The following is a 17,852-nucleotide window of genomic DNA, read 5'->3' as shown; positions in this document are numbered from 1 at the left end:
TTCTTTGTGGGGACCGGATTGAGGCTCAGGCGGCGATCGAGCCCCGCGCCAACTCGCATTGCGACCAGATGTCACTGAGAGCGTGGATCAAGCGGTCCGTGTCCCCGTCATCGTGTACAGGCGAAGGGGTAAGCCGTAGACGTTCGGTTCCAACCGGAACTGTCGGATAGTTTATCGGCTGTACATAGATACCGTGGTTATCCATCAGCCAATCACTGATCATCTTGCACTTCTTGGCATCCCCCACCATTACCGGAATGATGTGACTGGGGTTCGGCAAATGCGGAATACCGAGCATATCAAGCTTGCGGCGCACTTCAGCCACCCGCTCGCGCTGTTGCTCGCGCTCGGCATCGCTGTTCTTCAAGTGCCGAATGCTGGCAGCAGCACCTGCAGCAACTGCGGGCGGCAAAGCAGTGCTGAAGATAAATCCGCTGGCGAAGCTGCGAACGAAATCAACCAGATCTGCTGATCCGGCGATGTAGCCGCCCATGACGCCGAACGCCTTACCCAGTGTGCCTTCGATAACGGTGATGCGGTCCATCAAACCTTCACGCTCGGCCACGCCGCCACCGCGCGGACCGTATAGGCCAACTGCATGAACTTCGTCGATGTAAGTCATCGCGCCATGCTTCTCACACACATCGAGAATTTCGGCGATGGGCGCGATATCGCCGTCCATCGAATAGACGCTTTCGAACGCGACCAGCTTTGGCACATCCGGGCCAAAGTCTGATAGCTTACAATCCAGATCATCAACATCGCTGTGGTTCCAGATCTTATAGGGTGCGCGGCTATGGCGAATGCCCTCAATCATGGACGCATGATTAAGCGCATCTGAAAAGACCACGCAGCCGGGAATCTTGGAGGCGAGCGTGCCCAGGCCGGCCCAGTTAGAGACGTAACCTGAGGTGAACAACAGCGCAGCTTCCTTGCCGTGCAGATCGGCCAACTCGCGTTCCAGCTCGACGTGATAATGATTGGTGCCAGAAATGTTGCGCGTGCCGCCAGCGCCTGCACCGCATTCGTCGAGCACATTGTGCATTGCCTCCAGTACCACCGGGTGCTGCCCCATGCCGAGATAGTCGTTCGAACACCATACAGTCACTGCCTGAGTTTCATCGTCGACAAACCGTGTGGCATGCGGGAAAGACCCACGGTGCCGCTTGATATCGGTGAAGACGCGGTAACGCCCGTCTTCGCGAATTTCGTCAAGCTGCTCCTTGAAAAAGGCATCGAAATCCATGGCTTAACTTTCCTCTTCCAGCGTGATCCTCTTGGGCAGTGCCCAGCCCCACAGCGCGCCATCGCGAAATGGCAACGCCAAAAACAGATGTTCGAGTGCACCAAGTGCAGCGAGCGCGAACAGCAGGCTTGCCCCCACTGCTTCGGCACTGCCAGCTGCCGCTTCCATCGCGCGCAAACCGGTCCAATAGGCAAAGGCGCAGACCGCCGCGATCGAAATCACCAACTCTAACCTTAACCGCTTGGGCCCGTAATATGATTTGAGATAAGACAAATGCGCAGGCAGAATATCCGTCGCCGAATTTGGTACTCCGGCAAAGATATTGAGCTTGGCTGACAGCCGGAGTGTATAGAGCAACACAAAAGTCATCGCCCCGATCTGATTTGGTGCAGTCCACGTCAGCGTGATGAGCATCAAGGCGGACAAGACCAAAGCAATCTCATGATGGATCACCGTTGCACTCGCTTCGGAAAAACGCTGCCAGCCGGTACTGCCAGGCGAAATCTCCTCGCGCCGCGGACCGGTGGCAGCGCCTGTCAGAAAAGCGATTTCTTGCCAGGACCAGACCATCAACGCTCCCATGAACGCCAGATAGACAGCCCAGACTTGCGCATATTGCATGGCGAACAGGATCGCGACCAAGCCAGCCAAACCGACCCCGCCTGACAGCAGCAGGCTGCGCGGAAAAGTCGCGCGTTGGCGATTATCGAGCCACGCGATCATTCCTGTTGCCAGAAACCAGACCGCTACAGTGACAATCACCGGCAGGATATGGCCTTGCCAACTTACCATGCTGGTTGCAGCCGGATTGTTGCTGGCAGCGTGTTGCGCTTGGCTCGATGGAAATACATGCGCGCAAAGTTGAAGCCCGCACCAGCCATACCGCTGATGCGTTTGGCAAAGCCGCCCATACCACCTTGTGCCTTACCTTCTTCGATCCGCAACGCAGCCTGACGCAGCGCTTCCATGCAAGCTCGGAATTTCGGGCTGTCGATGTCGAGTTCGACCGGATAGACCTGGCGGCATATCTGATTGCAGATCGAGAAGACCTTGTAATCATACTCGGTTGGATCGATACCCAATGCCTTGTGGAACACCGGGCGGTTGTGATCACGCACATACATGGTGGCGTAGACCGACAGCAGGAAGAACCGGATCCAAAGCTTGTTGTGGCCTTTCAGCAGCTTGGGATCCGCTCGCATCAGCATCGCAAAGGCTTCACCATGGCGAAACTCGTCATTGCACCATTCCTCGAACCAGTCGAAGATCGGGTGAAACTTGTTTTGAGGGTTTGCTGCCAAGTGCCGGTAGATCGCAATATAGCGCGCATAGCCGATTTTCTCTGACAGATAGACCGCGTACCAGATGAACTTGGGCTTGAAATAGGTGTACTTCTTGGTCTTGGTCAGAAAGCTCAGATCGACCCCGATCCCCGCATCCTTGAGGCTCTCATTGATAAAACCGGCATGGCGACTTTCATCGCGCGCGAGCAGTTTGAAAAGCTGCTTTACGTCCGGGTTCTTCGTCCGCCGGGCAATCTCGGCATAGAGCACACAACCGGAAAATTCAGACGTCATCGAGCTGACGAGGAAATCGGTAAATTCCGCTCGTAGTTTTGGCTCAAGGCCTTCAATGATCCCGGCAAAATCGTTCTTGTGGCGAAAGTGTATCTTGTTGGGATCGCCGACCATTTCCGCGATCAGCTGGTCCCATTCATCTCTCACCAACGAAACGTCTATCGCATCAAGTGCATCGAAATCGGTGGTATAGAAACGCGGCGTCAGCACTGTGTCCTGCGTCGCAAGGGCCATCGCTTCCTCGCTCGTCATCATGCCATTGTTCTGGGCAGTGTCGATCTTTGCGGGCGCGTTCATTTGATCCTCCCTGGGTTGAAGCTGACTTCGTAAAGTTCCTTGAGATCGAAATAGGCCGCGAAGCGCGTCAGCGCGCGTTCAACCGGCCCGGCTCTGGTAACGGTCGCAGTGCGGTGAAATACCTCGCGCCGGCCAAAAGGGATGGAGATAGGATCGCCGTGGACCAGCACTTGGTCACCTGGCTGCATTTCGATGCCATGGGCAAGTTCCACATGTGCATGAAAATGATCTTCACTCTGCTCCACCGCGATCTCACACGGGACATTGAATCTCCTGCGCGCCATTATGCGCCTGCCCCGTCGAGCAGCTCCATGAAGACCACACGGTTGTCATTGCCAAATCCACCCAGTTCAACATCGCGTCCGGTTGCCGTGTCGTGCAGCGACAGCGATCCATCCTGCCATAACGTCAGTTCGAAAGGCGGCACTGATCCGATCCCGTGCATGCGTCGCTCGCGCGCCAATCCGCGCATGACACCGCGAATAAAGCCTCCGCTTTGAGTATCCTGCTCGACGAGCAAGACCAGTTTACCAGTTTCCGCATCAGAGACACGCACATTGCCATTTGCCACATCTTCAAACCGCAGTTGACGCATTTGCGCCGGAGCCACTGCAGCTTTCGCACGCTCGACCTGCGGCACCGCTTCGCGATCGACATAGCCAAACGATACGGTAGCGGTCAGCACAATCGACAGCGCAACCAGCGCGCCTGCCATGATCAGCGCTGGGCGCGGCACAGTGTTTTCATGACTATGCGAGTGGTGCGGCGAAGGTGTGAGTGTTTGATTCATTATGCGACGGCCCTTTCAATGCCGCCCGGTACGGCCAATTCTTCGTTTGGCTGGGTGCGGGTAACCATTGCGCAAGCATCTGCGAGGATTTGCGCTACTTCCTGAGCATTGGGTAAAGCGCGAAGCATCGGTTGAGGTTTGCTGAAACGCAGCGGACGCGCATGCGGCCACAGCATGAGATAGCCAAGTCCGTGCCGCTCCGTCGTTGTCAAAGCGATATCGCCGTGATCACCGCCCAGCGGCCGCAAATCGGCAGAGCCAATCAGCTTCAATGGCAGATTGATGCATTTGTTCAGCGCAACCCCAATTCGCAGCACAACCCGGCGATTGGTTATGGTGTAGACAGTCGTTTTCTCGACCAGCATCGCAAAGCCTATGAGGAGACCGCAGGTTGCGAACCCTGCAACCACGCTTGCCAATGCTCCTCCAAATCCGCCGCTGGCGATGGACCACAACGCCAACAGCGCGAAGTAGCCTGCGATCCATCGCCCGAAGAGCGCGCTGCGCGTGAAGACACGCCAGTCCGGCGTGCCTTGCCACAGGATCCGCTCGCCTTCAGGCAAATTGCCTGGCAGTCCACGGATCGGCTCTGCGTCGTATTCCATCATATGATCGGCTCCTGCCTTGCCTCATTGGCGTAAAGATAGCCGCCACCAAAGTAGCCGCAGATCTTGTCCTCCTCGAGCCGGGTGACCTGACCTGGCGTTGCAAGCTTAGGCGCATCTGCAAAATCGGCTGCGTTGATCGCATCAATCTCAACCGAGTCCTTGTGCACCATCGCCATGGTGATCGGCGCGAGTACGCTGCCACCGCCCGTCTGGATTTCCAGATAGCGCACCACACTCTCTGCACGGTCAACCCACAGGTCAGTCACGGTGCCAGCTTCCTTGCCGTCAGCCCCATTTACTTTCAACCCAACGGGATTACGGCTGAACATGAAGCTTGCGACTGAGAAATGATCGTCGCTTCGCATCGGTACGATCCGTAATGCCCCATCGGCATATTGGTCCGGGAAGTCTGAGCGCTGGGCATAGGCAGCCGGGCCAATGCCGTCTTTCAGTGGATTCCCGGTCGGGATGATTGGCGAACCAGCATGGTTTTCAAACCGCTTCGCCGCAATATCGACAGGCTCGCGGCCCTTGGTCGGCGCAGTCACGCTGCCTTTGCCGAACGGTAGCTTGAAGGTCTTCGTGCTTGCCGTGTGCAGGGGGCCACCTTCGCCGTGGACCAGGCCGGTCATCTCATCCTCCAGCGGATAGCCTTCGCGCCGATCCTCGCGCCTTAGCCAGAAAACCAGAGCCAGGAAAAATAGGAAAAACAGATAAAGCGCCAATTCAGCGACATCTATCGTGCCCACAATATTGCCGTCAGTCATCACAACATCCTTTCGCGCGCTGTCATGTCGGAAACTCTTGCAGTCCGAACGGGCCCGATTGGCCCAGAAGCTCCTCCGAACGGCCGCGCCCGACCAAAGGACCAAGCACGATTAGTGTGCCCAGCAGGAGGAGAATTTCGAGAACGTAGACGGTGCCGTAGCCGGTCGAGCGAACCGCAAGTGTTTCGCCCAGTCCGTCTGCCATCACATACGCTGTGGTAAAATCACGGATCAGGCCGCCCGCAGCGATGCCCAAGCCCGCACAACTGGCCTGGACAGCGCCCCAGGCCCCCAATGCCAAGCCAGCGCCGCCATCTTTTGCAAGCGCCATCGAGGCAACCAGAGTGCCGACCGAAAACAGGCCAACACCCAATCCTATGGTCAATGCACCGGTGTAAATGAGCGCAGGCGCATCCAGAGGCGCTGCAAACAAGACCATCGCAAAGGCGGAAATTCCGGCGACTGCACCGAAACCGGCCATACGAAGCGGGTTGCGGCCCTTACCAAGGGCACGGGCCGCCAGCGCGAAGCCAACCAATGCTCCAAATGCCCACGCGCCGGTCAGGCTGGTGGTTGCACCCACTGACATGCCGAGAATCTCGCCGCCAAAGGGTTCAAGCAGTGCATCCTGCATCGAGAAGCCAGCGGTACCCAGCCCGATCGCAAGCAGAAGACGGCCCGTATCCGGACGATCAAGATACTCGCGCCACATCTGCTTGAACGGTGGTCGCGGAGTTTCCTTGGAGATAACCGCTGGGCTGCGTCCCTCTTGCTTCCACAGCGCAATCAGATTGAGTATCGCCGTCAACATGGCCGCGCTTTGGATGACCTGAACCAATCGCGTGGGAGTAAAGTCACGCAGCATGGCACCCATCACAAGCGCTGCGAACATCATGCCGATTAGCAGCATCACATAAAGCAGCGCGACTGCGCGGGGCCGCTTGTCCGGCTCTGCCATATCGGTTGCCAGCGCCAGGCCCGCCGTTTGCGTCATATGAATACCTGCCCCTGTCAGCAGGAAGGCTGCGATGCTCGCGGTAATGCCGAGCGTAAAATTCTCTGGACGGCTCAAGAGCAGAAGCGCGAAGGGCATGATCGACAGCCCGCCAAACTGCAGTGTGGTCCCAATCCAGATATAGGGCACACGTTTCCATCCGATCGCCGAACGGTGAGTATCTGACTTGTGACCCATCAGCACACGCAGTGGTGCAATCAGCAGCGGCAGCGCGATAAGCAACGCGACCAGCCATGTCGGAACGCTCAGCTCGACGATCATGACGCGGTTGAGTGTGCCGTTGAGCAGCACTGTCGCCATACCGACACTGACCTGGAACAGTGACAGCCGCAATAGACGTGACAATGGCAAGTCAATACTCGCAGCATCCGCAAAGGGCAGCCAGGTCATCGCTACCCGGCTCCATCTCAGAAAAAGAGGATCGCTTGCCGCCATCAGAGCTTCACCAGTTCCATCGCTTGCGAAGTGTAAAAGCCGCTCGAAATCCGCTGCGTCCGTCCAATCTGCCAACCAGAAAGGCTAGCGAGCCGCTGGCGCAGATCACTTTCGGCAACTGGAATGATAGCTGGCGAACGGTCCGAGCGCGGGAAAATCTTGCCGATCTTGTGCATCGCGCCAAGCGCAGCTGTATGCGGCGCAAAGGTGAAAACAATAGACCCGTGACACCGCTTGGAAAGCTGCGCAAGTGTCGAAACAATATCTCCCGCTAGGTAGTGGATCAGCGAGTCCATCAAGACGATATGATCGAATTCGCCAAAAGCTGGATTCAGCATATCGCCCGCATGCCAATCAATTCGGCCGTGCCCTATAAAGCTGGGCGTACGTTCGCGGGCAATGTCGACAAGGCCTGAAGCAACATCGACTCCGGTGACTTCAGCGCCGCGACATGCGGCAGCGACGCTCAGAGCACCTGTCCCACAGCCGGCGTCAAGAATTCGCGTCCTGCGCAGATCTTGAGGCAGCCAGCCAAGGAGAGTATCACGCATCCGCTCGCGCCCAGCGCGCACAGTCGCGCGGATACCGCTAACCTTTGCATCGCTGGTCAGATCGATCCACGCCTTGCGCGCAGTGCGATCGAAATACTCAGCCAGCTTCTCGCGCTGCGCGTCGTAGTTAGTGGGAGCATGCGTTGCCATCACTCAAACCCCAGAAAGTCAAAGATTTCGCGATCCTTCATCGGATTGGCTTCCAGCGGTTCAACGCCGTCCCACAGCATCCTCGCGAGCCGCAAGTATTCGGCCTGCGCTTCCAGAACGCCTTCCTCCGCCTCATCCATTTCGAACAGCGTGCATTTTTTGAGACGGGAACGACGGATCGCATCAACATCGCGAAAGTGCGCTAGACGCTCGAGCCCTGTGGCTGCCGCGAACCGGTCAATCTCATCAGTCTCACGCGAGCGATTGGCAATAACGCCTGCCAGCCGCACTTCGTAATTCTTGGACTTCGCTTTGATGGCAGCGGCGATGCGGTTCATCGCGAAAATGCTGTCGAAATCGTTGGCAGCGACAACCAGCGCCCGCTCGGCGTGTTGCAATGGCGCTGCAAAACCGCCGCAGACCACGTCGCCCAGTACATCGAAGATCACCACATCGGTATCTTCAAGCAAGTGGTGCTGCTTCAGCAATTTCACGGTCTGCCCCACAACGTAGCCGCCGCAGCCCGTACCAGCTGGCGGCCCGCCCGCTTCAACACACATCACACCGTTGTAACCTTCGAACATATAGTCTTCCGGCCTCAACTCCTCTGCATGGAATTCGACCGTTTCCAGAACATCGATCACAGTCGGCATGAGCTTCTTCGTGAGCGTGAATGTGCTGTCATGCTTGGGATCACAGCCGATCTGCAGCACACGGTGACCGAGCTTTGAAAAAGCGGCTGAAAGGTTGGACGAAGTAGTCGATTTGCCGATCCCCCCCTTGCCATAGACCGCAAATACCTTCGCGCCCTTGATTTCGTCTCGCGGGTCGAGTTGGACCTGCATTGATCCTTCGCCATCCGGCGGGGTAAAGCGTGATTTGGGGTCTAGCAGGTTCATAGTCTCATCCTCATTCCGCAATCACGCCTTCGAGACGATCCTCGAGGTCGTTATTGGCTTCGCGCAACGCCTCGAGCGTTGCTTCGTCAGGCTCCCACAGATGTCGCTCGCAGGCTTCGATCAGCCGGTTCGCAACTCTTGCAGAGCTTTTGGGGTTCAGCTTCGAGAGACGCTCGCGCATCTCCCTGTCGAGCACGAAAGTCTCACTGATCTTCTGGTAGACCCAAGGTTCGACCTGGCCCGTGGTGGCAGACCAACCCATCGTGTTGGTCACATGGCCTTCGATACTACGCACGCCTTCGTAGCCATGCTTGAGCATACCTTCGAACCATTTGGGGTTAAGCGTACGAGTCTGTGTTTCATGGCCGATCTGTTCGGCGAGTGTGCGCACCTTGGTGCGGCCTTGCGTCGAATCGACGATATAAATCGGCGCTTCCTTGCCGCGCGCGCGGGCGATCGATCGGTTGATCCCGCCAAGCCCATCGAAATACTGATCCAGGTCAGTGATGCCGACTTCGACGCTTTCTAGATTTTGATACGAAAATTCCACTTCCGCAAGAGCGCTGCGCAAGAGTTCGCGCTGCTGCACCGGCGTGCCCTTTACCCCGTAGGCAAAGCCCTTTTGCGTCTCGAAAGCATTCGCCAACTCGTCCGGATCGGTCCAGACGCCGCCATCGACCAACTGATTTACATTCGCACCATATGCACCTTCGGCATTGGAGAAGACCCGCAAGCTAGCTGTCTCGAAATCGCATTGATGGGTGCTTTGGTGGGCTAGGCTGTGCTTACGCACAAAGTTCATTTCCAGCGGCTCATCCGCCTGCGAGGCCAACAACGCACCTTCAGCCAGCATACGCGTTTGCAGCGGCAGCAGATCGCGGAAAATGCCCGACAACGTCATCACCACATCGATGCGCGGGCGACCAAGTTCTTCCAGCGGGATCAGCTCAGCTCCGGCCAGCTTGCCATAGCCATCCAGCCGCGGCCGGGCACCGATCAGTCGCAGCGCTTGCGCGACTTGCACGCCCTCGCTCTTCAAATTGTCCGTGCCCCAAAGAACCATTGCCAAGCTCTCCGGGAAAGCTTCGCCCGCTTCGCTGTGCCGTGAGAGCAATTCTTCTGCCTGCGCTGCACCCTGCTCGCACGCAAAGCGGCTGGGGATGCGGAAAGGGTCAAAGCCGTGTATGTTGCGCCCGGTCGGCAATACCTCGGGGTTGACGAGGATATCGCCGCCGGGCGCAGGCGCAACGTAACCTGCGTCGAGAGCGTGGATGAGTCCGCCCAATTCGTCACAAGCGTCAATACGCGCGCTTAGTTGTTCTGTGTCAGCTTCAGGATCAAATTCGACGAACGCGGCTTGCCAGTCGGCTCGCTCGGCATCGATTGGTTTCTTGCCCAGCACATGCAAGCCATTGGGAATAAGTGCATTTTCAAGCTCATAGAGCTGTTGGGCGAGGTCTTCTAGCGCAATATTCTCAAATCCAAGATCCGTCGCTTGCTCTGTCAGCAAGGCTGTGAGCTGCTTCCGCTCTTCACCTTCTTCCATCGTGCGCCAGCGGTCATGGCTCGCTTTGAGCTCGCTCAGCCCTTTGTACAGCCCCGCCTGCGCAAGTGGAGGGGTGAGATAGCTAACCAAAGTCGCGCCAGAGCGTCGCTTGGCCAGAATACCTTCGGAAGGATTGTTGGCAGCATAGAGATAAAAATTCGGCAGATCGCCTATCAACCGCTCAGGCCAGCATTCGCCAGACATGCCTGATTGCTTACCCGGCATGAATTCCAGCGCTCCGTGTGTACCGAAATGAAGCACTGCATGCGCGCCATAATCTTCGCGCAGCCAGCGATAAAAAGCATTGAAGGCGTGAGTCGGCGTGAATGTTCCGTCGAACAGCAACCGTACAGGATCGCCTTCATAACCAAACGCGGGTTGCACTCCAACAAACACATTGCCGAAATGTGCGCCAAGCACATGGATGCCGGTCCCGTCCGATTGCTGGCGACCAGGCGCGGGTCCCCATTGCGCTTCGATCTCTGCCAAATGCGGTTCGCTGCGCACATAATCGTCAGTCGCGATGCGCGCTGCAACATTGGCATCGCTGCCAAACCGTTCCGAATTTCCCTTGAGGATCGCTTCGCGCAAGGCCTCGACAGTCTCAGGCACCTCTACCGAGTACCCCTCATCACCGAGCCGTTTCAACGTTGCATGCAGCGATTCAAACACCGCTAGGAACGCGGCAGTGCCGGTTGCGCCTGCATTTGGCGGGAAGTTGAACAGCACCATGGCAAGTTTGCGCTGTGCGCGCTTTGACTTGCGCAACGCTATCAATTTGACAACTTTGGCCGCCAAAGCTTCTGCGCGCTCGGGGCAGCCCTGCATGGCGCGAAGGCCGTTATTGTCCGGCAGTTGGCACTTGCGCTCGCAACCTTCGCAGACGTCTGTCCCCTTGCCCGAGCGGCCGCCGTAGATGCTCGGCAAGATCGCTCCGTCCAGTTCTGGAATCGCGACCATCATCGTCGCTTCGAGCGGCAACAAGCCTTGGTGCCGGCCGCGCCATTCTTCGACACTCTGAAACTCGAGCGCATGGGCGGCTATGTAAGGGATATCGAGCTCGGAAAGTGTTTCGACCGCGGCATCAGCATCATTGTAAGCCGGCCCTCCGACGAGCGAAAACCCGGTCAGATTCACGATGGCATCGACAGATGGGCATCCGTCACGGTCGACAAAAAATTTCTCGATCGCTGCTCGTGCGTCGAGCCCGCTCGCGAAGACCGGAACAACTTTCATTCCGGCATTTTGGAGAGCTTCAATAGCTGCGTCGTAATGCCCGGTGTCGCGGCCAAGAAGGTACGAACGCAGCAGCAGCAGCCCGACTGTACCATGCTTGCCCTGTTTGCGCGGTAGCAAGCGCAGGCTTTCCGAAATGCGCTGTCGTGTGTGCGGGTGGTAAACCCCGACTTCAGGGTATTCGACCGGCGCATCCGCTGGCGTCATGCCGCGCCGCGTCAGCCGGTCGCCTGAAGCGTAGCGGTCGATCAGGCAGCGCACCATCGCAACGACGTTCTCATCTGACCCGGCAAGCCAATACTGCAACGTCAGGAAATAGGCACGCACGTCTTGCGCGGTGCCTGGGATGAAGCGCAGGATCATAGGGAGTCGGCGCAGCATCTTCATTTGCCCCGCGCCAGAGCTTGCACCCGCCTTTTTCGAACCGCGCAGCTTTTTCAGCATGGCAAGCATGCCCTTGGCGGGCTTGTTCATGTCATAGCCGCCCATGCGAGTGAGTTTGACCACTTCGCCGGCTGACATCAGGCCCAGCATCGCATCGCAATTGTCGCGCCGCGCCTCCAGCGCAGGCAGAACCATGCGGATATGATCATCCAGAAACAACATGGTCGCAATGATGATGTCCGCGTGCTCGATCGCATCGAGCGTACGTTTGTAAGCGCCGTCCTCGCGCTCCCAATCGGATGCTGCATGCAAGCTTAGCAAGACATTGTCTGCCGCCAGCTCAGCACTGGCGCGATCTACCGCCCCTTTCAAGTGGTTGTCCAGCGTCACAATCGCGACGCGCACAGGAGGGTGGCCTCTACCGTGCATAATGCGCCTTCGCGTCATAGAGCGTTTCGAGGTCGATCGCCGCGCGCCCCTGTTCAACGGCGAATGCTTCTGTGTTCCGGCGGGCCTTTCCACGCACGAAAAATGGAATCTTCTTGAGTTCGCGCTCGGCTTCTTCCGTCCATTGCGCTTCATTGGCGGCGATCGGCGTTTCCTCGGGCGCTGAGGTCTCAACGTGCGCTTTTGATGCGTGCGCGGCATGATGCGATGGACCAGCTTCATCGGAAAATTCGAAGTCTTCGCGGAACATGGTCAGCAAATGCTCTTCCAGGCCCATCACCAACGGATGAACCCACGTGTCAAAGATCACATTTGCACCCTCGAAACCCATTTGTGGGCTATGACGTGCGGGGAAATCCTGCACATGCACCGGCGCGCTGATCACAGCACAAGCGAGCCCCAGCCGCTTGGCAATATGGCGCTCCATCTGCGTGCCAAGCACCAGCTCGGGGGAAGCGGCAGAAATGGCCTCCTCGACCTCCAAGTGATCGTCGGAGATTAGCGGTTCGATGCCGTATTTTGCGGCAGCTGCGCGCACATCGCGCGCGAATTCGCGATTATAGCAGCCAAGTCCGCAGATTTCGAAGCCCAGTTCCTCGCTTGCAACGCGAGCAGCCGCCACAACGTGCGTCGCATCGCCAAAAATGAAGACGCGCTTGCCAGTGAGATAGGTCGAGTCGACAGAGCGGCTCCACCACGGCATACGCGAGTTTGTGTCTGCCAGCGCAGGCTCCGGATCAACCCCGGCAAGCTCTGCCACTTCGCGGATAAAATCGCGCGTTGCGCCGACACCGATTGGAACAGTTCGCACGGCCTTCTGGCCGAACTCCCGCTCCAGCCAGCGCGCGGCTTCATCCCCAATCTCAGGGTACAGCACGATGTTGAAGTCTGCCGCACCAATGCGGGTAATGTCTTGCGGCGACGCGCCGAGCGGAGCGACAAGGTTTACTTCGCATCCCAGTTGATCAAGCAGCTTGCGAACCTCCGCCACGTCGTCGCGATGACGGAAGCCTAGCGCGGTCGGACCGAGCAGGTTTACTTTGGCACAGCGCCCTTCGGTTGGCCCTGCGGATACCTCCGGATCAGCCAACTTGCGGACAATCTGGTAGAAGCTTTCTGCCGCCCCCCAGTTTTCCTTGCGCTGATAACTTGGAAGCTCGAGCGGGATCACCGGGCAATCAAGCCGCATGGCATCGGCAAGACCTGCCGGATCGTCCTGAATTAGTTCTGCCGTGCATGAGGCACCGACCATCAGCGCTTGCGGCTTGTAGCGTTCCAATGCATCGCGCGCAGCCTGCTGGAACAGTTCGGCTGTATCCTTGCCCAAGTCGCGCGCCTGGAAGGTTGTATAAGTGACCGGTGGGCGCTTGCCGCGCCGTTCGATCATCGTAAACAGAAGATCGGCATAGGTGTCACCCTGCGGCGCATGCAACAGGTAATGCATGCCAGTCATCGCTGTCGCCACGCGCATTGCGCCGACATGCGGCGGACCTTCATATGTCCAGACAGCCAGCTGCATCGCTAAACCTCCAGCACATCGCGCCGCCGGAGCGGGCGCGCAAAGAGTTCAGCAAGATCGCCGGCCTGTTCAAAACCGTGAATCGGCGAGAAAACGAGTTCGATCGCCCATTTAGTGGTCAGGCCTTCGCTCTCAAGCGGGTTGGCAAGGCCTAACCCGCATACAGTAAGATCAGGCTTCTCGGCACGTACACGGTCGAGCTGCTTATCGACGTCTTGGCCCTCGCTCAGCCGGGCGGTTTCAGGCAATGCGATCAGCTCATCTGCCAGATGTGCCCGGTGGAGGTACGGTGTGCCAACTTCAAGCGGCTCCATCCCGCATTCATTTGCAAGGAAACGTGCCAGTGGCACTTCTAGCTGAGAATCGGGCATGAAGAAGATGCGCTTTCCGTCGAGCCTTTCGCGCATCGGCGCGAGCGCCCGCTTGGAGCGTTCACGGCCCGGCGCGATCACACGGTTAAAATGCATTTCGTCCACGCCGAACACTTCGGCCGCTGCCTTGAGCCAGGCGGTCGTGCCTTCGGCGCCAAAAGGGAATAGCGCCGGCAGATGCACCGCACCGCGGCGCTCCAAGGCCAAACCGGTTTCTCCCAGGAAAGGCTGCGCCAGCAGAAAGCGTGTGTTTATACCAACCGGCGGTAGCTCACCAGACCTGCGCGCTGGCAGCACACCGACCCGCGCGATTCCGAGCTCTGCAAAAAGACGTAGGAACTGGTCCTCGACGATATCTGGCAGCGATCCAACCAGCAGCAGTTCGAGGGCCGCATCAGGAACCGAGGCAGGCATTTCCGGCACCAGCGAAGCGAGGCACGCGTCTTCGCCTTGCGTGAATGTCGTTTCGATACCGCTGCCGGAATAATTGAGGATGCGAACCTCCCCCGCATGGCGTGCACCAAGCTTCTCGGCTGCCTTAGCTAGGTCAAGCTTGATCACTTCGGACGGGCACGAGCCGACTAGGAACAGCGTCTTGATCTCAGGGCGACGCGCGAGCAGCCGTTCTACCACGCGCTCCAGCTCTTCATGGCAATCCGCCATGCCCGCCAGATCGCGTTCTTCGATAATCGCTGTCGCAAAGCGCGGCTCAGCAAAGATCATCACGCCCGCAGCCGATTGTAGCAAATGCGCACAGGTGCGTGAGCCGACGACAAGGAAGAACGCATCCTGCATTTTGCGGTGAAGCCAGATAATTCCTGTGAGCCCGCAAAAAACCTCGCGCTGGCCGCGTTCACGAAGGATCGGCGCGTAATCCGCACGATCAAGCCCCGCAGGCGCGAGGCCGCTCACCCGGTCACCGCCAAAGTCTCACTCGCTTGTAAGCGGGCCGCGCGCAGCTTCAGCAGGAATTGACCGGCATTGATGACGTAGGCTGCATAAGCTACAAGCGCGACCAGCATCCGCTCCTGCAAGCCCCCGATCCCTCCGAACAGCATCACGAGATAAGCCGTGTGCAGCGCGAGCACGAGCATTGAGAACACATCCTCCCAGAAGAACGGCTCGGCAAACAGCCATTTGCCAAACACGACTTTCTCCCAGATCGAGCCTGTCACCATGATGGTGTAGAGAATCAGGATTTTAGCAACGATTGACATGTCTGCCGCATATGCGCCGTCGCCTGTCAAAAGCGTGCGCGCGACCAATACAAGACTGAGAAGAAAAACAAGGAACTGGATCGGTGCGAGTATTCCCTGAACCAGAGTCCAGCCAGATTCGTCCCGCCGCCGGCGCTCTTCTGGAGTGTAGAGCGCCAATGCCGTTTGCCCAATTCCGCCGCTATCTCGCGCGGTATGGGACCCGAAACTATCCCCTCTAGATTGCAAAGCTTTCTGCCTCTGCTGAACTAAAGTGAAACTAAGCTTGGACACCCCCAAGTGTCAAGCTATCTTGACGCCAAGCGAAATTGACACATCTGCATTGCAGGGCTTGACATTTAAGCGTAAGAAAAGCGGGCAAGTGTCGAGTCGAATTACATCAATCGACCTGACCGAGCTGTCGCAATCCGCGCCGCTATAATTTAGGGAGGGCCTTTGATGGAGTTGGTGAATCGCTCTGGCTCTTCGGCCTCACGCATGGAAAACGACTTAAGCGATAACAGCCCGGCGAATGACCCTCGCCCGGCCAACGGAAGCAATTCTGATCCGGATCAGATAAGATCCATTAACGGATTGATTCAAAGTGAAATTATCCCCCGTCTACTGGTCGTTCATTCTGCTGGAAGCAAGCGCTCGGAATTCTTCGAAGGCCGGCGGGCGAAGCAAGCGGAGATCAAGCGATTCGCTCCACTTGCTCTTGAACGCGAAGCAGACGATCTGCACAGCGAAGTAGACAAGCTGCGCCAAGCCGGGGTCAGCACCGAGTCGATCCTTGTGGATGTCTTGCCAGAATCTGCACGACTGCTCGGCAAGCTCTGGGAAGAAGATCAATGCGACTTTGTAGATGTCACCCTTGGACTTTGGACACTCCGAGGGGTCTTGCGCGAATGTGCAATGACCATCAGCAAACAGTTTGATTCGCTGGATGCGCATCATAGCGCGCTATTCTCTCCGTTCCCGGACGAACGACACAATTTCGGTTCACTGGTTGTCGAAGAGATTTTTGCCAATGCAGGTTGGCAAACAGAAGTTTTGCTTGAGCCGCAACGGCACGAGCTCATTCATATTTTAGCTGAACGTTCATTCGACTTGGTCGGATTGACCGTCAGCTGCGATTGCCTTACCGCTTCGATCTCAGATCTGATTACTGCAATTCGAAGCGTGTCCAAAAATTCCAACGTGCGTGTCATCATTGGTGGACCACTGATTAATGCTGATCCTTCCCTAGCGCTGAGGGCAGGAGCAGATGGGACTGCTGAAGATGCACGTTCAGCCTTGGCACTAGCGGAGAGAATTGTAGCAGGATCATTGCCTGTCACTTCACCCGTGCCGTAACTGTAACCGGAGCAGCGCATGCCTCCAAAGCGCAGCATCGCAGACCATCGAAGTTTCGATGATACTGCCTTATTGAAAGATGAGATCGCGCCGGAAGACGCGGTTCATCTGGCTATGAGCGCAGGCGATATTGTGCTCGTGATCGATGAGGCTGGAACCATTGTTGACGGTTCTGCTGATTTGACTGGCTTTCCCGATCTGCCGCAATGGATCGGCGAGAAATGGCAGGACACCACCACTTCCGAGAGCTGGCCCAAGATCGAAGCCTTACTCGCAGTCAAGAAGACCAATGGCGAAGCACCTGCGGCACGACAAGTCAATCACAAGGGTTCAAGCGGCGATATTCCAGTAAGTTACCGCTTACTCAGGCTGAGCGGGGGGGCACTGCGACTGGCGCTAGGGCGCGACATGCGGGATGCTGCCGCATTGCAGCTCCGATTGTTACAAGCCCAACAGTCGCTGGAACGTGATTATTTGCGGCTCCGCCAGCTCGAAACCCGTTACCGTCTATTGTTCGAAATGTCCGGCGAACCAGTGCTGATCCTAGACAGCGAAAACCGCCGCATTGTTGAAGCCAATCCCGCGGCCCACACCTTGCTTCTAGCGAAACCGGGAAGCTTGATCGGCAGCAAATTCTTGGCATGGTTTGACCGCACAGCGCGCGAACCGCTGATTGGACTGCTAGGCGCAGCACTGACTTCAAGCTCTGTATCGCCAATCAATGCCAATCTTGCCGTGAAAGGCACCAAACTTGAGCTCAACGCGACGGGATTCCGTCAAATCGGCAAGCTTTTCGTGCTGATTCGTTTTAACAGGCATGCGCGAGTTGAAAACGCGCCAGAAACAGCGGTCATGGATACTCTTGAGGCCATGCCCGATGCTTTCGTGCTGACGGACGCAAATTGGCATATTGTCGCTGCCAACACGGCCTTCGCAGAGTTGACTGGAGTGGCCAGCATCAATCAGATTCGCGGGCAGCCGTTGGGTCAGTTTGTGGGTCGCCCAGGCATCGACCTCGACTTGATTTCAAGCCAGCTACAAAAGCAAGGTTATGCTCGCAATGTGAACAGCGTAATCGGCGCAAACGACGCAGGCCAAGGTGAGCCGATTGAGCTATCCGCTGTGCAGACCGGCAAGGAATCTCCGCATATCGGCCTAGTGATCCGGCCGATCGCGCGACGCTTGGGCGACCTGCCGCCAATGCCGCAGGAAATGCCACGCTCAGTCGAGCAATTGACTGAATTGGTTGGTCGAATGTCACTGAAAGACATCGTGCGAGAGAGCACCGATCTGATCGAACGGCTGTGTATCGAAGCAGCGCTTAAGTACACCTCGGATAACCGTGCCTCGGCTGCGGAAATCTTGGGGCTCAGCCGGCAAAGTCTGTACTCGAAATTACACCGCTACGGGCTCGGCAATTTGCCTGCAGATGCCGAGTAATAACAGATTGACACAAGGAGTG

At 57.3% G+C, this 17,852-nt stretch carries 16 protein-coding genes; 2 read left to right on the top strand and 14 right to left on the bottom strand.

From position 1 onward, the window contains the following. Positions 1-25 precede the first annotated feature (25 nt). From hemA to bchF, 14 genes are read right to left on the bottom strand one after another with little or no spacing between them, the layout of a single operon-like run. The gene (hemA, locus tag QZ487_RS04925; RefSeq protein ID WP_285976650.1) at positions 26-1,246 is read right to left on the bottom strand and encodes a 5-aminolevulinate synthase; all 1,221 of its coding nucleotides are present in this window, start codon (positions 1,244-1,246) and stop codon (positions 26-28) included. A gap of 3 nt (positions 1,247-1,249) precedes the next feature. Continuing rightward, on the bottom strand, positions 1,250-2,038 hold the full coding sequence (gene puhE / locus QZ487_RS04920) for a putative photosynthetic complex assembly protein PuhE (RefSeq protein WP_285976649.1): 789 nt from the start codon (positions 2,036-2,038) through the stop codon (positions 1,250-1,252). Next, positions 2,032-3,120: a magnesium-protoporphyrin IX monomethyl ester (oxidative) cyclase gene (acsF, locus tag QZ487_RS04915; protein ID WP_296023595.1), complete on the bottom strand. Its 1,089-nt coding sequence runs from the start codon at positions 3,118-3,120 to the stop codon at positions 2,032-2,034. The genes puhE and acsF overlap by 7 nt, the downstream gene beginning before the upstream one ends. Further along, positions 3,117-3,404, bottom strand: coding sequence for a hypothetical protein (locus QZ487_RS04910; RefSeq protein WP_285976647.1), 288 nt, complete (start codon positions 3,402-3,404; stop codon positions 3,117-3,119). Before QZ487_RS04910 ends, acsF begins: the two co-directional genes overlap by 4 nt. After that, the gene (gene puhC, locus QZ487_RS04905; protein WP_296023591.1) at positions 3,404-3,910 is read right to left on the bottom strand and encodes a photosynthetic complex assembly protein PuhC; all 507 of its coding nucleotides are present in this window, start codon (positions 3,908-3,910) and stop codon (positions 3,404-3,406) included. Before puhC ends, QZ487_RS04910 begins: the two co-directional genes overlap by 1 nt. Next, complete coding sequence (puhB, locus tag QZ487_RS04900; protein WP_296023590.1) at positions 3,910-4,518, bottom strand: photosynthetic complex putative assembly protein PuhB; 609 nt, start codon at positions 4,516-4,518, stop codon at positions 3,910-3,912. The genes puhC and puhB overlap by 1 nt, the downstream gene beginning before the upstream one ends. Then, positions 4,515-5,285: a photosynthetic reaction center subunit H gene (gene puhA / locus QZ487_RS04895; protein ID WP_296023587.1), complete on the bottom strand. Its 771-nt coding sequence runs from the start codon at positions 5,283-5,285 to the stop codon at positions 4,515-4,517. The genes puhB and puhA overlap by 4 nt, the downstream gene beginning before the upstream one ends. A 22-nt stretch (positions 5,286-5,307) precedes the next feature. Then, complete coding sequence (locus tag QZ487_RS04890; RefSeq protein WP_349665849.1) at positions 5,308-6,690, bottom strand: BCD family MFS transporter; 1,383 nt, start codon at positions 6,688-6,690, stop codon at positions 5,308-5,310. 44 nt (positions 6,691-6,734) lie between these two features. Then, entirely contained in the window at positions 6,735-7,436 is a 702-nt protein-coding gene (gene bchM / locus QZ487_RS04885; protein WP_285976642.1) for a magnesium protoporphyrin IX methyltransferase, read from the bottom strand. After that, positions 7,436-8,335 carry a ferredoxin:protochlorophyllide reductase (ATP-dependent) iron-sulfur ATP-binding protein gene (gene bchL, locus QZ487_RS04880; protein ID WP_285976641.1) on the bottom strand — a complete coding sequence of 300 codons (900 nt, stop codon included), beginning with the start codon at positions 8,333-8,335 and terminating at the stop codon, positions 7,436-7,438. Before bchL ends, bchM begins: the two co-directional genes overlap by 1 nt. A 10-nt stretch (positions 8,336-8,345) precedes the next feature. After that, entirely contained in the window at positions 8,346-11,930 is a 3,585-nt protein-coding gene (locus QZ487_RS04875) for a magnesium chelatase subunit H (RefSeq protein WP_296023585.1), read from the bottom strand. Beyond that, a complete protein-coding gene (bchB, locus tag QZ487_RS04870; protein ID WP_285976639.1) occupies positions 11,920-13,467 on the bottom strand; it encodes a ferredoxin:protochlorophyllide reductase (ATP-dependent) subunit B in 1,548 nt (515 codons plus the stop codon). The genes QZ487_RS04875 and bchB overlap by 11 nt, the downstream gene beginning before the upstream one ends. 2 nt (positions 13,468-13,469) lie before the next feature. Beyond that, positions 13,470-14,750, bottom strand: a complete 1,281-nt coding sequence (locus QZ487_RS04865) for a ferredoxin:protochlorophyllide reductase (ATP-dependent) subunit N (protein WP_285976638.1) — start codon at positions 14,748-14,750, stop codon at positions 13,470-13,472. Then, positions 14,747-15,214, bottom strand: a complete 468-nt coding sequence (bchF, locus tag QZ487_RS04860) for a 2-vinyl bacteriochlorophyllide hydratase (RefSeq protein WP_296023583.1) — start codon at positions 15,212-15,214, stop codon at positions 14,747-14,749. The genes QZ487_RS04865 and bchF overlap by 4 nt, the downstream gene beginning before the upstream one ends. A gap of 318 nt (positions 15,215-15,532) precedes the next feature. Between bchF and QZ487_RS04855 the strand changes: the two genes are divergently transcribed. Together QZ487_RS04855 and ppsR are read left to right on the top strand one after the other, a co-directional pair. Further along, positions 15,533-16,390: a B12-binding domain-containing protein gene (locus QZ487_RS04855; RefSeq protein ID WP_296023582.1), complete on the top strand. Its 858-nt coding sequence runs from the start codon at positions 15,533-15,535 to the stop codon at positions 16,388-16,390. Between the two features lie 18 nt (positions 16,391-16,408). Beyond that, a complete protein-coding gene (gene ppsR, locus QZ487_RS04850; RefSeq protein ID WP_296023581.1) occupies positions 16,409-17,830 on the top strand; it encodes a transcriptional regulator PpsR in 1,422 nt (473 codons plus the stop codon). Positions 17,831-17,852: the final 22 nt, after the last annotated feature.

The sequence above is a fragment of the uncultured Altererythrobacter sp. genome, assembly GCF_913057185.1.
In the GTDB taxonomy this organism is placed as follows: Bacteria; Pseudomonadota; Alphaproteobacteria; order Sphingomonadales; family Sphingomonadaceae; genus Erythrobacter; species Erythrobacter rubellus.
Note: the sequence above shows the minus strand (reverse complement) of the source record. Positions and strands in the feature narration are given on the sequence as shown.

What these genes read in the sequence shown, in the direction of transcription:
- hemA (WP_285976650.1), bottom strand. Translation starts at nt 1,246, where the DNA reads ATGGATTTCGATGCCTTTTTCAAGGAGCAGCTTGACGAAATTCGCGAA.
- puhE (WP_285976649.1), bottom strand. Translation starts at nt 2,038, where the DNA reads ATGGTAAGTTGGCAAGGCCATATCCTGCCGGTGATTGTCACTGTAGCG.
- acsF (WP_296023595.1), bottom strand. Translation starts at nt 3,120, where the DNA reads ATGAACGCGCCCGCAAAGATCGACACTGCCCAGAACAATGGCATGATG.
- QZ487_RS04910 (WP_285976647.1), bottom strand. Translation starts at nt 3,404, where the DNA reads ATGGCGCGCAGGAGATTCAATGTCCCGTGTGAGATCGCGGTGGAGCAG.
- puhC (WP_296023591.1), bottom strand. Translation starts at nt 3,910, where the DNA reads ATGAATCAAACACTCACACCTTCGCCGCACCACTCGCATAGTCATGAA.
- puhB (WP_296023590.1), bottom strand. Translation starts at nt 4,518, where the DNA reads ATGATGGAATACGACGCAGAGCCGATCCGTGGACTGCCAGGCAATTTG.
- puhA (WP_296023587.1), bottom strand. Translation starts at nt 5,285, where the DNA reads ATGACTGACGGCAATATTGTGGGCACGATAGATGTCGCTGAATTGGCG.
- QZ487_RS04890 (WP_349665849.1), bottom strand. Translation starts at nt 6,690, where the DNA reads ATGACCTGGCTGCCCTTTGCGGATGCTGCGAGTATTGACTTGCCATTG.
- bchM (WP_285976642.1), bottom strand. Translation starts at nt 7,436, where the DNA reads ATGGCAACGCATGCTCCCACTAACTACGACGCGCAGCGCGAGAAGCTG.
- bchL (WP_285976641.1), bottom strand. Translation starts at nt 8,335, where the DNA reads ATGAACCTGCTAGACCCCAAATCACGCTTTACCCCGCCGGATGGCGAA.
- QZ487_RS04875 (WP_296023585.1), bottom strand. Translation starts at nt 11,930, where the DNA reads ATGCACGGTAGAGGCCACCCTCCTGTGCGCGTCGCGATTGTGACGCTG.
- bchB (WP_285976639.1), bottom strand. Translation starts at nt 13,467, where the DNA reads ATGCAGCTGGCTGTCTGGACATATGAAGGTCCGCCGCATGTCGGCGCA.
- QZ487_RS04855 (WP_296023582.1), top strand. Translation starts at nt 15,533, where the DNA reads ATGGAAAACGACTTAAGCGATAACAGCCCGGCGAATGACCCTCGCCCG.
- ppsR (WP_296023581.1), top strand. Translation starts at nt 16,409, where the DNA reads ATGCCTCCAAAGCGCAGCATCGCAGACCATCGAAGTTTCGATGATACT.